The organism is Thiomicrospira pelophila DSM 1534 (assembly GCF_000711195.1).
Taxonomy (GTDB): domain Bacteria; phylum Pseudomonadota; class Gammaproteobacteria; order Thiomicrospirales; family Thiomicrospiraceae; genus Thiomicrospira; species Thiomicrospira pelophila.
In genome coordinates, this window is record NZ_JOMR01000001.1 from 1,600,258 (window position 1) to 1,616,176 (window position 15,919).

At 42.9% G+C, this 15,919-nt stretch carries 12 protein-coding genes; 6 read left to right on the forward strand and 6 right to left on the reverse strand.

The features are described 5' to 3' along the window. Positions 1-171 precede the first annotated feature (171 nt). Positions 172-933 (reverse strand): fumarate/nitrate reduction transcriptional regulator Fnr, encoded by a 762-nt coding sequence (fnr, locus tag N746_RS0107690; RefSeq protein ID WP_029935454.1) that lies wholly within the window; start codon positions 931-933, stop codon positions 172-174. 525 nt (positions 934-1,458) lie between these two features. Between fnr and N746_RS0107695 the strand changes: the two genes are divergently transcribed. Continuing rightward, positions 1,459-2,667, forward strand: a complete 1,209-nt coding sequence (locus N746_RS0107695) for a PfkB family carbohydrate kinase (RefSeq protein ID WP_029935456.1) — start codon at positions 1,459-1,461, stop codon at positions 2,665-2,667. A gap of 30 nt (positions 2,668-2,697) precedes the next feature. On the opposite strand, the gene rlmB is transcribed toward N746_RS0107695, so the two are convergent. After that, complete coding sequence (rlmB, locus tag N746_RS0107700) at positions 2,698-3,432, reverse strand: 23S rRNA (guanosine(2251)-2'-O)-methyltransferase RlmB (protein WP_029935458.1); 735 nt, start codon at positions 3,430-3,432, stop codon at positions 2,698-2,700. Beyond that, a complete protein-coding gene (gene rnr, locus N746_RS0107705; protein WP_169735999.1) occupies positions 3,429-5,828 on the reverse strand; it encodes a ribonuclease R in 2,400 nt (799 codons plus the stop codon). The genes rlmB and rnr overlap by 4 nt, the downstream gene beginning before the upstream one ends. A gap of 394 nt (positions 5,829-6,222) precedes the next feature. Between rnr and N746_RS0107715 the strand changes: the two genes are divergently transcribed. Further along, positions 6,223-7,662: an MltF family protein gene (locus N746_RS0107715; RefSeq protein ID WP_081836005.1), complete on the forward strand. Its 1,440-nt coding sequence runs from the start codon at positions 6,223-6,225 to the stop codon at positions 7,660-7,662. Between the two features lie 16 nt (positions 7,663-7,678). Here N746_RS0107715 and thiI read toward each other — a convergent pair whose 3' ends face one another. Further along, complete coding sequence (thiI, locus tag N746_RS0107720; RefSeq protein ID WP_029935464.1) at positions 7,679-9,124, reverse strand: tRNA uracil 4-sulfurtransferase ThiI; 1,446 nt, start codon at positions 9,122-9,124, stop codon at positions 7,679-7,681. Positions 9,125-9,253: 129 nt separating this feature from the next. Between thiI and N746_RS0107725 the strand changes: the two genes are divergently transcribed. The 4 genes from N746_RS0107725 (at position 9,254) to panD (ending at position 14,349) form a co-directional block, all read left to right on the forward strand. After that, a complete protein-coding gene (locus N746_RS0107725) occupies positions 9,254-10,228 on the forward strand; it encodes a class 1 fructose-bisphosphatase (RefSeq protein WP_029935466.1) in 975 nt (324 codons plus the stop codon). Positions 10,229-10,303: 75 nt separating this feature from the next. Next, positions 10,304-10,828 (forward strand): inorganic diphosphatase, encoded by a 525-nt coding sequence (gene ppa, locus N746_RS0107730; protein ID WP_029935467.1) that lies wholly within the window; start codon positions 10,304-10,306, stop codon positions 10,826-10,828. 165 nt (positions 10,829-10,993) lie between these two features. Next, entirely contained in the window at positions 10,994-13,798 is a 2,805-nt protein-coding gene (gene ppc / locus N746_RS0107735) for a phosphoenolpyruvate carboxylase (protein ID WP_029935470.1), read from the forward strand. 161 nt (positions 13,799-13,959) lie between these two features. Further along, on the forward strand, positions 13,960-14,349 hold the full coding sequence (panD, locus tag N746_RS0107740) for an aspartate 1-decarboxylase (RefSeq protein WP_029935471.1): 390 nt from the start codon (positions 13,960-13,962) through the stop codon (positions 14,347-14,349). Between the two features lie 66 nt (positions 14,350-14,415). Here the strand turns inward: panD and N746_RS0107745 are convergent, their stop codons facing one another. After that, on the reverse strand, positions 14,416-15,123 hold the full coding sequence (locus N746_RS0107745; RefSeq protein ID WP_038125925.1) for an OmpA/MotB family protein: 708 nt from the start codon (positions 15,121-15,123) through the stop codon (positions 14,416-14,418). Further along, positions 15,116-15,883: a motility protein A gene (locus tag N746_RS0107750; protein ID WP_029935475.1), complete on the reverse strand. Its 768-nt coding sequence runs from the start codon at positions 15,881-15,883 to the stop codon at positions 15,116-15,118. Before N746_RS0107750 ends, N746_RS0107745 begins: the two co-directional genes overlap by 8 nt. Positions 15,884-15,919 lie beyond the last annotated feature (36 nt).

Sequence of the window (15,919 nt, forward strand, 5' to 3'; positions counted from 1 at the left end):
TCGTCAAAAAATCGACTTTTGAGAATTATAAACATAAAAAAACCCGACTCAAGGTCGGGCTAAGCGGGCTACATATTCAAAGGAAACGATCTCTCGAATTCCATCACAGCTTCATTAAACCATAACCGCTTAAAATTCTAATTGACCCACATCAATTTTAAAGTAAACGAACTACCCCATCTTTACATGAAGATCTTTTCCAATTTCCTGCGAATAGGCTTTTTCGCCTGCCAACTCTCTCAACCTCTCTAAATCAAAAATTTTTACTTCCTTGCGTTTCCAGTGCACTACTTTATCTTTCGCCAATCGAGCTAAAATTCGTGATACGGTTTCAGGAGTCAAGCCTAAGTACATAGCGACATCTCGCTGTAAGACATTAAACCTAAATTCCGTATGCAAATAACCTCGATTCATAAATCGATGTGACAAGTTCCAAATAAAGTGCGCCACACGTTGATCAGCATTACGCTTAGATAAAATTTCAGAATGCACGCGACCATCATTAACTCCTTTACTCATCAAGCAAAACAGCTGGTGATTTAAAGCGGGAATCTGCATAGATAAGGTTTCTAACTGATCAAAAGGAATGGCGCAAACTGATGTAGTATCCAGCGCAACGGCATTGCACTGATAGTGTTTGGTACTAAGTGCATCCAAACCAATAACATCGCCTGGAAGGTAAAAACCTAGAATCTGTTCGTCTCCCTGGTTAGTCAGATTATAAACCTTAACTACACCCGCCTTGATGGCAAAGACTGAATCAAAACTTTCGCCAAACCTATATAAATGGTCACCCTTATGCAAAGGTGATTTGCGTTCAACTATAGAATCCAGTCGGGTAATATCAGCCCTCATTAATCCGGTCGGAAAGCAAATTTTTTGAAGACCACAATTTGGGCATCCAATATTAAATGCATTTTTTAGTTCGCCCACTTCCGCTCCCAGGATAAAAATCTGTTTTATGTATTTTGGTTTACGTGCAATTGATTCTAACGGCTTTTGATATGACTGTCACTCATACTGACCCCTCGCTAATTTTATTAACCTATAAATATTTTATTATGAAAACAAATCCTCTTTTATACTATGGTTTTATAACTTGACTAGTTTTTAATCAATCTAATATTTCCTCGCAGATTTAAAGCACTTAGTTCATCACCAGGCATATAGTCCACAAAGTTATCCACATATATTGTGAATAATGTTCAGCATAAAAAAACAGCCGAATAATTTATTTATTACTTTATTTTCAACAGGTTAGTGTTTTTAATAAAAATGCAATACCTAAATTTTACTATTAAGTTCCACTTTGTTTACCCAGGTCTTGACACATCGCTTAATGTTAGTTCAAGAAACCCAAGCTTATGGAAAATTATGCTAAACTTCAGCCCATTTAAAACATGACCATGCCCTGCATTTGCATAACTTTTTGGGCTTTATTGATCACGGAAAACAACTATGGCAAAAATTCTTGGCACTGGTAACCTTGTATTGGATACCATTTTAACTCTAGACCACTACCCACAAGAAGACGAAGAAGTGCGCGCTCAATCTCGCCAGTTTCGATTCGGTGGCAACACAGCCAACACCTTGTACGTTCTGTCTCAACTGGGTCATGAGCCAGCCATTGCAACCACCTTGGCAACCGATGAACAAGCCAAACATCTCAAAAAATCCATTCAAGATCACGGCATTTCGACTGACCACATCCAACGCTTTATTAAAGGCGCTACCCCCACGTCTTACGTAATGGTTTCAAAAAACACCGGATCTCGCAGTATTACGCATTATCGAGATTTGCCGGAACTGGACTTTGAACATTTTGCCAAAATTGAAGTGGAGTCCTATGACTGGCTGCATTTTGAAGGTCGAAACATGGACGCTTTACCGGGCATGCTTAATATTGCTAAAACCTTTTTAGATAATCAGCCCATCTCACTTGAGGTTGAAAAAGCGCGTGATGGTATCGAAGCCTTATTTGGCTCGGCCAACTTGTTATTGTTTTCACATCATTATGCTAAGCAAAAAGGTTATGAAGATGCTGAAAGCTTGCTAAAAGACATCCATAAGACGGCTCCAACCGCCAACTTGGTTTGCACCTGGGGTGAGCATGGAGCATGGAGTTTATCAGCCAGTGGTGAGCTCCTGCACGAGCCTGCACAGCCAATAAAAAAAGTGGTGGATACTTTAGGTGCAGGCGATACCTTCAATGCGGGTGTCATTCACCACTTATTATCTGGAGCTAACTTAAAAGAAGCCGTACACCAGGCCAGCCTGCTGGCCGCGCGTAAATGCCAGCAAGTTGGTTTAGATAACTTATTACAACCTTTGGCCAGTCGTAAACCCATCGCTAATATAAAATTCATTACCAGCTCTAAAGCTACGGTTGTGCCGGCACCAGGCCTACCTCATAAAGTAGTATTAATTAAACATGATAATGAAATAAAAGCCTATGAAAACAATTGTCCGCACCAAGATGTGCCGTTGGATGAAGCCTACAAGATTGATATCAATCCATTCGAGATGACAATGAAATGCTCGGTACACGATGCGTATTTTCGAATAGAAGACGGGGTTTGTGTTGAGGGGCCATGTTGGCGGGATGAGCTAAAACCGGTCGATATCGAAATTGATGCCGATACCGGTGGTATTTATTTAGCTGAGTAATCAAATAATGAAAGCACCAGGCCTGGTGCTTTAAAACGCGTTTTTTTGGCGCTGGATTTCATATAAAGTCACACCCGTAGCAACCGATACATTTAAACTTTCTACTTGTCCAAGCATCGGAATCGCAATAAGCTCGTCACAATTTTGGCGTGTTAATTGACGTAAACCAGAACCTTCCGCCCCCATAACCAAACCCAAACGACCTGAAAACTGAGTTTGATATAAAGTTTTATCGGTCTCACCCGCCAAGCCAACCACCCATAAACCTGCTTGCTGTAGGCTATTAATTGTGCGACTTAAGTTAGTCACGGCAACTAACCGAACTGTTTCCGCTGCGCCACTAGCGACCTTACGTACGGTTGCATTTAAACCAACCGAATTGTTTTTGGGTATTACGACTGCATCTACCCCGGTGGCATCCGCACTTCGTAAAATAGCCCCTAGGTTATGTGGGTCCTGAACTTCATCTAAAAATAGTATCAAACAATTAGGCGACTGCTCAACTAAGGCCAACAAATCTGATTCAGAAAACTCAGCTTGGGGAGCCACTTCGGCCATCACACCTTGATGTACAGCCTCCATTTTGGCAAAAAACGATTTGGGTTCAAAGCGCGTTTGCACACCTAAAGCTTGTGCTTGATTCAGCAAAGTTTGTTGGCGCGGGTTTAAGCGACCTTCTATCAGAATTAATTGATAGATTAAATGCGGCGACTGTTTTAACAAACGCTCAATCGCGTGCACACCATAAAGTGTGTCAACACTCATGATTCAGCCTTAGGGCCTCTAGGCTTACGTTTTTTGCGATAATTACGCGAACGGCGTTTTTTCTTCGGTTTGCCTTCACCATCCTCATCCGAGTCTGCTTGAGGCAAATCGTTGTTAGCTTCAACTTTATCCACCGAGTCACCCTCTAAAACTGGGTTTGGGTTTAAATGGCGGATTAAACGCAGGTCAATTTTTCGCGTGTCTAAAACGACTTGTGCAACTTGAACTTCAACACGATCGCCTAAACGATAAACCAAACCAGTACGTTCACCTTTTAAACAATGACGCACAGGATCGAAATGGAAATAGTCTTCGCCCAGCTCAGTAATGTGCACTAAGCCTTCGATATATAAATCGTCCAACTCAACAAACATGCCGAAACTGGTGACCGAAGAAATAACCGCCTGATACTGCTCACCCAAACGGTGTGACAAGAACTCACACTTCAAGAAGGTAACGGCATCACGCGTAGCTTCATCCGCTCGACGCTCGCTATCTGAGCAATGACGACCAAAGACCTCCATCTGACTTTCAGTGTAAGCAAAACCTTCGGTTCCTTGCTTCAACCAAGCGTGACGAATTGCACGATGAATTAACAAATCTGGATAACGACGAATTGGCGAAGTAAAATGCGCATAATGCTCATAATTCAAACCAAAATGCCCTTTGTTCTCTGGCTGATACACGGCCTGATTCATACTTCTTAGCATCACGGTTTTAACCAAGTGAGAATAAGACTTACCTTCAACTTGACTCATGACTGCATCAAAATCTTGTGCGGTAGGCTCATCGCCTCCACCTAACTGCAAACCAAAATCTGCTAAAAAGCCTTTTAACTTTTTAAGCTTTTCTTCTTTTGGCTTTTCGTGCACACGGTAAAGGATCGGCAGCTTATGCCATTTTAGGAAACGAGCTGTAGCCACGTTTGCCATTAACATACATTCTTCAATGAGCTTATGCGCTTCGTTGCGAACCACTGGGATGATTTTATCGATCTTACGATCGGCATCAAAAATCATTTGGGTTTCAACCGTATCAAACTCTAATGCACCGCGCTCAGAACGCGATTTTAATAGAATTTTGTAAAGTTCATTTAAGGATTCAATATGTTCAACCATCGGCGCAAACGTTTGCTTATGCTCACTTTGCTCATTCGTCAAAATATCGTGTACCTGGTTATAGGTTAAACGCGCTTTAGAATTCATTACGGCTTGATAGAACTGGCTACGCTCAAGCTGGCCATCATCCGAAATATTCATGTCGCAAACCATACATAAACGGTCAACCTGTGGATTCAACGAACATAATTCGTTTGACAGTTTTTCCGGCAACATAGGAATAACACGTTGTGGGAAATAAACCGAATTCCCACGCTTATAGGCTTCTTTATCAAGCTCACTGCCTGGTTTGACATAATGCGACACATCCGCAATTGCCACCACTAAACGCCAACCATTTTTACGGCGTTTGGCAAAAACGGCATCATCGAAATCCTTAGAATCCGCGCCATCAATCGTCATTAGCGGTAGGTGGCGTAAATCTTTGCGGCCTTCCATATCCGCTTCTGTGACCTGATTTGGAATTTGATCCAACTCAGCCAGTAAGCTTTCCGGCCATTCGTTCGGAATACCAAACGCATGAATCGCAGTATCAATCTCCATCCCTGGCGCCATATAGTCGCCCATAATCTCAACGATTTTACCAATCGGGCCATGACGTCTTGAAGGCTGCATCAGGATATCTACCAAAACAATTTGGCCTTCCTGAGCGCCCAATAAACCATCAGCGGGCACAAATACATCTTGGGTGATGCGATTATTGTTGGGATGAACCCAAGCCATGTTTTCTTCTATGTGTACTCGACCTACTAACTGGGTTGAATTATGATGCGTTACTTCGATAATGGTCGCTTCTTTACGACCACGGCGATCTTCACCAATAACGGAGGCTATGACCTCGTCACCGTGTAAGACTTTATGCATCTCTTGAGCCGACAAAAATAGATCGTCGTCCATAGAATCCGTGCTTAAAAAGCCAAAGCCGTCGGGGTGGCCAATGACCTTACCTTTAATCAAATCCATTTTCTGAATCAAGCCAAACGCACCACGACGATTCTTTATTAACTGGCCATCACGTAGCATCGCTTTTAAACGACGCGACAAAGCTTCGAAACGCTCTTCGTCTTCAGGAAAGATATCTAGGCTATCAGCCAATTGTTCCAAACGCATCGGCTTATTGACTTGCTCAAGGTGTTCTAGGATAAACTCTCGACTTGGAATAGGGTTGTCGTACTTTTCAGCTTCGCGCTGGGCAAAAGGATCATCAACGGATGCAATATTTTCTTTAGTCACTCGATACCATCTTAAATTTTGCGGCCCGGTAAAATAATTTCCCATTACCAAGCCTGGTTAAATGCGTGTGCAAGGGTTACTCGCAGAAGTTGTTGTTGGCGTTTTACTAAAAACCCAAATAAAAACAGTTGGGATTATAACAGACTCCGACCAAACACCTGCAACCTTATTATTCGCCAAACCTATGATATATGATGACTTTAACCAAAAACGAATATCCAGCGTGGCATTCTTTTAAAATTTAAAAAACCGCTAAAGCTATAATTAAGAAACAGAAAGATCTACCTAAGCCTTTGTTTTATATAGCTAAAAACCACTATCCAAACTCATTGTTACGCTTTTAACAAAGAATTACTGGTAAATTGCAACCACACTTACTAGAATTGGACTCTATCCTTAAGACTTTTTAGGTAAAACCTTGCTGCAAATTACGCTATCCATGCTAGTGATACTCGCGGGACTCTTCAGCCCTGCCACCCCACAAGCGCAAGTTTTGCCTGTTGAAGCAGAGACATCCTTCTACAACCGCGTCAATGAACCTTTTTTTGGCGACCTTAAAGAGATGCGCGAACGTCGTATTATTCGCGTGTTAGTTAGCTACAACCGAACCAACTATTTCATGTCAGATGCCGGTACTCAAGGCATTGAATTTGAGCTTTTAAAATCCTACGAAAACTACCTTAATCGCGGACCTCTCAGAGAGCGCTACCAAACGCATATCGTCTTTATTGTCGTGCCATTTAACGAGCTAATGGATCACTTACTCAGCGGGCATGGCGACTTGATCGCTTCAGGTTTAACCATCACGCCTGGTCGTCAAGCGCGTGTTGACTTTAGCGTACCTTACATAAAGAATGTCACCGAAGTTTTGGTGTCTCACCCACGCTCACCAACAGTTAAACGCCTAGAAGACTTATCTGGACAACGCGTCATAGTGGTCGCCGACAGCAGCTATATCGTAAACTTGGAAATGACAAATCAAGCTTTAGGTCAAGCAGGCCTTACCCCGATTGAAATCGTCAAAGCCGCGCCAATCCTGGATGCTGAAGACTTATTGGAAATGGTAAATGCAGAAATCTACGACTTTACGGTAGTTGATAACCACATCGCCCGAGCCTGGTCATCGGTATTTAGTAATATAAAAATTCACGAGGATTTTATTCTTTACCATAACGGCCAAGTTGCTTGGGCTGTGCGCAAAGAGAACCCCAAGCTTAAAGCCTCACTTAACCAATACATCAATCGCTACGCCAAGCCCGGCCGTTTTTTAAGCAATGTGCTTTATACCAAATATTTTGAACTGGGTGCCGGCATCAACCAACGGCCGCTATCGCAAGACATTCTTCGTCAAGTCGACTTTTTAAAACCCTATTTTCAACTTTACGCTAATTTTTATGACCTAGACTGGTTACTGGTCGCAGCGACGGCTTATCAAGAATCGCGATTCCAGCAAGATACGATTAGCAACAAAGGCGCAATCGGCATTATGCAGGTACGCCCTAGTACAGCTCGAGCAAAATCCGTCAACATACCGAACATCACCGACATAGAGCAAAACATCCATGCTGGAACTCGATATCTCGCACATTTGAAAGAGCACTACTTCAGTACGCCTGACTACACTGAAGATGAAAGTTTAAACTTCACCCTCGCAGCCTATAATGCGGGCCCCACTCGTATTCGACAACTGCAACGCTTAGCCGAACGCCAGGGATTGAATCCTTACAAATGGTTTTACAACGTTGAGCAACTAGCGCGTACGCGAATTGGACAGGAAACAGTGAATTATGTGATTAGCATTCAAAAACATCGCGTTGCACTCGAGTCGGCGCAACGTTTAGAGCTGGAAAAGCGTTTAGCCAGAGGCCTCTTCCCCTAGCATGAACGATCCCATTTTATTGAGAGGGGCGATAAACAAATACATTCTCCACACCCTGATCCCGCAAATATTGCGCGTGTAGCTGGCTCATTACACCCTTCTGACAATACAACAAATAACGGGACGACTTATTCCAAGTTTTAACCGATTGATTTAACTCATAAAAAGGTACACTTAATGCATCATCTAGTGGGGCTAATTTCTGCTCATTTTCGGCTCGAATATCTACCACAACATCACCCGATTGCAGCTCGGAAATAATTTCCACCGGAGCGGCGGCCACAATTTGATCAACTAATTGATCCACCGGTTGAATATCACGTTTGTCGACCGCCTCATCTAACACGGCCATATCAAATTTACTGGCTTCGGATAAGGTTCGATGAAATGAAGCTTTGGTGACTGGATTTTTTGAAATAACACCGCAGTATTCCGGCATACTTTCAGCAAAATGCTTGGTACCAATTTGTTCCGCAATTGAAATAATATCGGGCTTATTCATCATTGCCAAAGGGCGCAATACTAGCATGGAGCTCGCTTCATCAATCACCGCTAAGTTCTTCAATGTCTGACTGGAAACCTGTGCCACGCTCTCCCCTGTAATCAAAGCGTATACATCGAGCTCTTTCGCAATTTTTTCAGACGCCTGTAACATCAAACGCTTAAGCATCACCCCCATATAGCTTTCATGTACTGACTTAAACAATTCGGCCACCACCCCCTCAAACGGCACACTAATAAATTTAATGCGATGGGATGATTCATAACGATTCCACAAATAAATCGCAACTTGTTTAACACCCAGCTCATGCGCGGTACCACCCAAATTAAAAAATATGAAATGGGTTTTAATGCCACGTTTAATCGCCAAATAACTCGCCACTGTCGAATCAAACCCACCTGACATTAAAGACAAAGCTTCACTTTGACTGCCCAGCGGGTAACCACCTAAGCCAGGGTAACGAGCTTCAATAATATTCAAAAAACCATCAAACACATCAAATTCAATTTTAACTTCTGCATTATGCAGACTGACACCTTTCGACTCGCCCTGGTTAAACAGTACATGACCCGTTTCACGCTCCAATTGCATTGAATCAAAATCATGTTCACCGGTACGCTTAGCACGCACAACGAAAGTTTTGCCTTTAATCAAAGGTAAAGCGAATGGCACAACTTTTTCAACCACACTTTCTAAAGTATCAATCGGGTATTGCTTTACCTGCCAAATTTGGTCAACTCCAGGAGTATTTAATAATACGCCTTGCGCGGCCGCCACCAGGCCTGGTGATGAATCGGGCACAAACACTTCAATCTTATCCCAGTATTTTTTTGTAACGATCTCTTCATCCAGTCGCTTCAATAAGCGCAACAGGTTTTCATGCAACTGGCGCACCATTTTCTTTTTAACGGCATCACCTTTAATCATAATTTCTGGGAAAAATTTAACTATATACTTCATTGATTTTGTTCTTTTTTATACACAATATTTACTGGATTATGGATTGCATTATTACTTCAACAATGCTTGTTTTTTTTGGGACTTAGCGTTAAGCTAGCCGGATTTTTAAACTAACTAAGAGAGCAATCCATGATTAGACTGCATGAAATTCTTAAACGCGACGGCGTCAATCCTGAGCTTCAACAAGTAATCCGCCATACAATGGTAGCGTGTAAAGAGATTTCACACAAATTAGGCCAGGGTGAATTAGCCGGTATTCTAGGCTCAAGCGTCACTGAAAACGTACAGGGCGAAACTCAAAAATTGCTAGACGTTGTTTCAAACGATCTTCTAAAGCAGATCCTAATTGAAGACAACTGCGTTAAAGGGATTGCCTCTGAAGAAGAAGATTATACCGTTGCCGGTACACCTGATGGCAAATACCTTGTATTATTTGACCCACTAGACGGGTCGTCTAACATTGATGTTAACCTGTCTGTCGGTACTATCTTCTCAATCCTAGAAGCACCGGATGACAGCCGCCAAGGCGACGATCAAAATATCTACCTACAAAATGGCCGCAAGCAAGTTGCCGCCGGTTATGTATTGTACGGCCCATCAAGCCTATTGGTTTTAACAACCGGTAAAGGCGTTAACTTCTTCACCCTAGATCGTCATATCGGTGAATACGTGATTACGCGTGAACAGGTCAAAATTCCAACTGAAACCAGTGAATTTGCAATCAACATGTCTAACCAGCGTTTCTGGGAAGATGGCATGAAAAGCTACATCAACGATTGTTTAGCTGGCGAAACCGGCCCACTAGGTAAGCGTTACAATATGCGCTGGGTCGCCTCAATGGTAGCTGAAGTTCACCGTATTTTAGTTCGTGGCGGCATCTTTATGTACCCATGGGATAGCCGTGAGCCAAACAAGCCAGGTAAACTTCGTCTAATGTACGAAGGTAACCCAATGAGCATGCTGATTGAACAAGCGGGTGGTTTATCAACCACTGGGCGTGAACACATCATGGACGTTGAACCTAAAGACATTCACCAACGTTGCCCAGTCATGTTGGGTTCAAAAACTGAAGTTGAAAAGGCGATGTCTTACTTAAAAGACTAAGGGTTACCCACCTTAATCCACTTCCACCCGCTCCTCGCGGGTGGTTTTGTTTTACTCTAATGAAAGGAAATTATCATGGGTTATGCTGCCGTTACTGCAGGCCAAGATTTGCCAAATGATATCAACGTTATCATCGAAATTTCAGCCTTTGCTGCACCAATTAAGTATGAAGTCGATAAAGACACAGATCTTGTATGGGTTGACCGTTTACAAGGTGCGACCATGTCTTATCCGGCCAACTATGGCTACATTAACCAAACCTTAGCCAACGATGGCGATCCAGTAGACGTATTGGTTGTCACACCCCATCCATTAATGGTGGGTTCAGTAATTCGCTGTCGCCCAATTGGGGTTCTAAAAATGAGCGATGATGGTGGCGAAGACGCCAAAGTGATTGCTGTACCGATCAACAAGCTCACGCCCATCTATAAAGACATCAGTGCCGTTGAGCAGATCCCGCTTTTAAAAGAGCAAATCGAACACTTCTTTAAGCACTATAAAGATCTTGAACCTGGAAAATGGGTGAAAATTGATGGCTGGGAAGATGTGGAATCCGCACGTAAAGAAATTCTAGACGGCGCCAAGCGCTACCAAGCTTAAGCTTTCGTAATATACTCGTATTATCGGTTAAATCTACCTAGTGTGTATTATTCAAAAATACACACTAAATCCTTTCTTTACTCCCTCTCACTATGTTTTCAATCTTGAACCCGCTGAAATCTGCTATAATTGTGCAAATTTTTTACGCATAGAGATTTCTTTTTTATGACCAAGATCATCACTAACGATCCGCAAGACAAACAACTGAGAGCACGTGTCAAATTGCTTGGCCGCTTACTCGGTGAAGTGATTGAAAGTCAAATTGGCCCTGAAATGTTAGCGGCAGTCGAAAAGCTCCGTACGGGTTATATTCAACTTCGCAAACAAGATGACCCGGTATTACGTACTGAACTCAGTGAGTTTATTCAACAACAAACTCCCGATGATCTTATTCTCATTATCCGTGCGTTCAACATTTACTTCAGTTTAGCTAACCTGGCCGAAGAAGAACATCAATATCATGCTCGTCAAAGCCAGTTAAAAGCCGATGGCCCTTTATGGATGGGTTCGATGCTCAACACCATCAACCAGTTTAAAGCCGATGGTATGAATGCTGAAGAAGTCACTAAACTTCTAAACAAGTTGGAATACATTCCGGTCTTTACTGCACACCCAACTGAGTCCAAACGCCGTGCGGTGATGGAAAACTTGCGCCGTATATTTGTAACCCTAGACGGTTTGAATGAAGCAGAAACCTACAACAACACCTTTTCAAAAGAAGAAGTGATCCAAAAATTAAAGTATCAAATCCAAGTTTTATGGAAAACAGATGAGGTGCGTCGCAGTAAGCCTACCGTCAACGACGAAATTCGCAACGGTATCTACTATTTCCGCCAATCTCTATTTAAGTCGGTGCCACAAGTCTACCGTTACATGGAACGTGCTTTAGAGTTGAACTATCCCGACGACCACATTGAGACACCCAACTTTTTAACCTTTGGTTCTTGGATTGGCGGAGATCGCGACGGTAATCCGTTTGTAACACACGAAACAACGACCCAAGCTTTATATCTCCAATCACGCGCTGTCATTTATGAATACCAACGTCGACTTTTCGAGCTGAGTTCATTACTTACTCATTCTCGCTATATAGCGGATATCAACCAGGAAGTGATCAATCGGGCCACTATTGTGGATGCAGACCTGTTAGAAAAAGTGTTTCATAAACGTTCGGAGCGTTTTAAAGATGAACCTTATCGTCGCTTGTTATACCTCATGCAGGGGCGCCTAAAAGAAAACTTAGACTACATCGAAGCCAAACTCAATGACGATAAACCGGTCGAAAAAGGTCGGTTTGCCTATGTATCGGAAGATGAGTTCTTAGCTGATCTGCAGTTGATTCACGATTCATTATGCGGTCACGGCGATAAAAGCATTGCAAACGCCGATTTAAAAGATCTAATACGCTTGGTTCAAACTTTTGGTTTCTACCTAATGCGCTTGGATATTCGACAAGAATCAACAGTGCATACCAATGCAGTGACCGATTTGCTATCGCACCTAGGCGTTGATTATCCGAGCTTAAGTGAAAATGAACGTTTGCAACTGCTAGCTAGTCACGTTAGCTCCGCAACGATTATCGATACTCAGCATTTAGCTCTCAATGACATGACACGTGAAGTGTTAGAAGTATTCAATATCGTGCGCGAAATGCGCAAAGAAATCAGTCCAAAAGCTTTTAACAATTACGTAATCTCCATGACCCATGATGCTAGTCATGTAATGGAAGTTTTGTTCTTAGCACATCAAGCTGGTTTAGCCGGTTATAACGCCGGTGAGCCTTATTGTGATATTCATATCTCGCCATTATTTGAAACAATTGAAGATCTAAGCCACATCGTGCCTGTTACGTCGGCACTCTTTAACAACCCAACCTATCATGCCTTATTAAAGGCCTCGGGTAACCAACAAGAAATCATGTTGGGTTACTCAGATTCGGCCAAGGATGGTGGCAACTTATCTTCGGCTTGGAGCCTTTACCAAGCCCAGCAAAAAATCATGAAGCTAGCCGACGAATGTGGCGTTGAATGCCGTCTATTCCACGGTCGTGGCGGTACAATTGGACGTGGGGGCGGCCCTACCCACATTGCGATATTATCGCAACCTACGGGTACCGTACGTGGTTCGATCAAATTTACGGAACAAGGTGAAGTGCTATCTTACAAATACAGCAACTCTGAAACCGCCACCTATGAGCTCTCATTGGGTGTAACCGGTTTAATGAAAGCGAGTACCTGTTTAGTGAAGCCAGTCGCGCAAGATAATGAATCACACCTTGAAATCATGCATAACCTGGCTGAAAACGGTGAACACGCTTACCGTGAGTTAACTGATCACACTGAAGGCTTCTTTAAATTTTTCTATGAAGCAACGCCAGTAAATGAAATCGGGTTATTAAACATTGGTTCACGTCCGTCGCACCGTAAAAAAGGCAATTTATCAAAATCGTCTATCCGTGCTATTCCATGGGTTTTCGGCTGGGCACAAGCGCGCCTAACTTTCCCGGCTTGGTACGGAACGGGTTACGCCTTGAATAAATGGGCACAAGAAAATGGTGAAGAACAGCTCAAACAGATGTATGAGCAATGGCCTTTTTTCCGCGCACTATTAAGTAACATTCAAATGGCACTGTTTAAAACGGAGTTAAGAACGGGACAAGAGTACAGTGAAATTGCGCAGGACCAAGCTCAAGCTCAAACGATCTATAATATGATTGCAGATGAGCATAAACGCACGGTTTCTGGCTCCTTAGCTGTCAGTGGGAACCCATTTTTAATGGCTGAAACGCCAAACATTGCCGTTTCTCTGAAACGCCGTAATCCCTATTTGGATCCACTCAACCATATCCAAATTGTGTTACTAAAGCGTTATAAGTCAGAAAGCACAACCGAAGAAGAGCGCGATTTATGGCTCAAGCCTCTGCTTAATAGCATTAATGCCATTGCGGCCGGGATGCGTAATACTGGCTAAAAACCGACGTGTTTAAGGCACTAACAAAATGAGTTTTAAACTCGTAACGCTTCATTAATATCATAATTAATGAAGCGTTTTTTATTTTTATGGTTTCGAGTATAATGTGAGCCCGACCAAGATCGGAAGACTTGAATTAACGAACGGATAACGAGAATAGCATGCAAATTACCCTACTAAAATCCAAAATTCATCGAGTGACGACAACCCACTCAGAGTTGGACTATGAAGGCTCATGCGCGATTGACGGTCATCTACTTGATACCGCTGGTATCCGTGAGTATGAGCAGATTCAAATTTACAACATCCGCAACGGTGAACGTTTTACAACCTATGCGATTCGCGCTGAAGATAACTCCGGTATTATTTCAGTCAATGGTGCAGCCGCACACAAGGCAAATCCGGGGGATCTGCTGATTATTGCGACCTACTGTATGCTGGATGAAAAACAAGCGGAAAGCTATCAACCTGTCTTAGTTTATGTGGATGGTGATAATAGCATCAGCCATACTCGCAACTTTATAGCCAAACAGCTAAAAACGGCCGTATAAGTCCGCGGTTTTAGGCTTACTAGCAAACCACCAGGCCTGGTGGTTTCGCCAAGTTTATTTAAAGAGCTATTTTTTCGGTAAAGGCTCTATTAGTATCTCAACTCGTCGATTCATAGCATAATCAGACATTTGATCTCCTGTTGAAATTGGCTGTGTATCTGCCAAGCCTATTGCCATCGCCTGCTGTGGGTGAATCACGCCATCTCGGATAAATTGTTCAATCACCGCCGCCGCTCGTGCCGCAGATAACTCCCAGTTGGAGCGAAACCGCCCTCCTATTATAGGCAATCGATCACTGTGTCCCACCACCTTGATCTGAACATTGCCACGCAATAAGTTAGAAAATTTACGCAACATGGTTACAAATCGTGGCTGTAAATCAGCGCTACCTAAATCAAACGCGACCAACTCTGGGAACACCAACTGAATCCGTTGTTTATCAGGGTCAAATGACATCTGCAATTGTTGCTGATTTACCTCTTCGCTGTAGGTATCTTTCAAGGCTTCATAAATTTCTAGCAAAGAGCTAATTGGTTGGTTATCGGAGCCCATGTCGAAAATAGGCGGTGCAATCGGTCGAAAATAAGCCTCTTGAACCAGAGATAATTCTGCCGACTGAGTCAAGGTTTCGGTTAATGAACGCACAATCTGCTCGTATCGGTGTTGATCCACTTTTGATACGGTATAAAGCAGTACAAAAAATGCCAGCAACAGGGTAGCCATGTCAGCGTAGGTGACCAGCCAAGGCATTTTTTGACGGAATTTTTTAGGCATTTTCGACCTTTTTGGACGCCCCTGCTTCCAAATAGGAATGTAATAAGTCACGCATGATAGCCGGATTAACACCATTGGCAATGCAGTTAATCGCATCAATAATCATATGTTGACGATAGGACTCATCATGCGCCCAGGATTCAATCTTATCGGCCATGGGCAACGCAAATAAGTTTGCAATCAAAGCGCCGTACAAAGTGGTTAATAAAGCCACCGCCATTGCTGGACCAATAGTTTCTGGGTCACTTAAATAGGCTAACATTTGAATCAACCCGACCAACGTACCAATCATGCCAAAAGCAGGGGCGGCCTCACCAATCGCCCGAAATACACCCGAACTAGTATCGGCGACTTCATTAAACAAACTGCTTTTTTCTTTTAGCGTTTTTTGAACTAGATCTGCATCATAGCCATCTACCAGCATGCGTACACCATCCTGATAAAAAGCATTATCAATTTCTTTGTTTTCTAAGGCAAGCATCCCGCCTTTTCGAGACAAACGAATTAAATCTTCCGTTAAATCAATTAACTCAGATAAATCACGGGTCTCACTACGAATCTTGACGGCTTGAAATGACACACCAATCGCCGCAAAACTGTCCGCCATTGAAAAACGGATCATGGTCGCGGCTAGAGTCCCCCCCACTACAATCATCAGGCCTGGAATATTGAAAAATAAATTAAGGGATGAACCGGCCGACATCGCCATCGTGATAATGACAATCCCTGCTAATAAACCGATAAGAGTCGAAAAACTCATTCTATACACACCCTCTTGAGGTTAGGTGTTGAAACC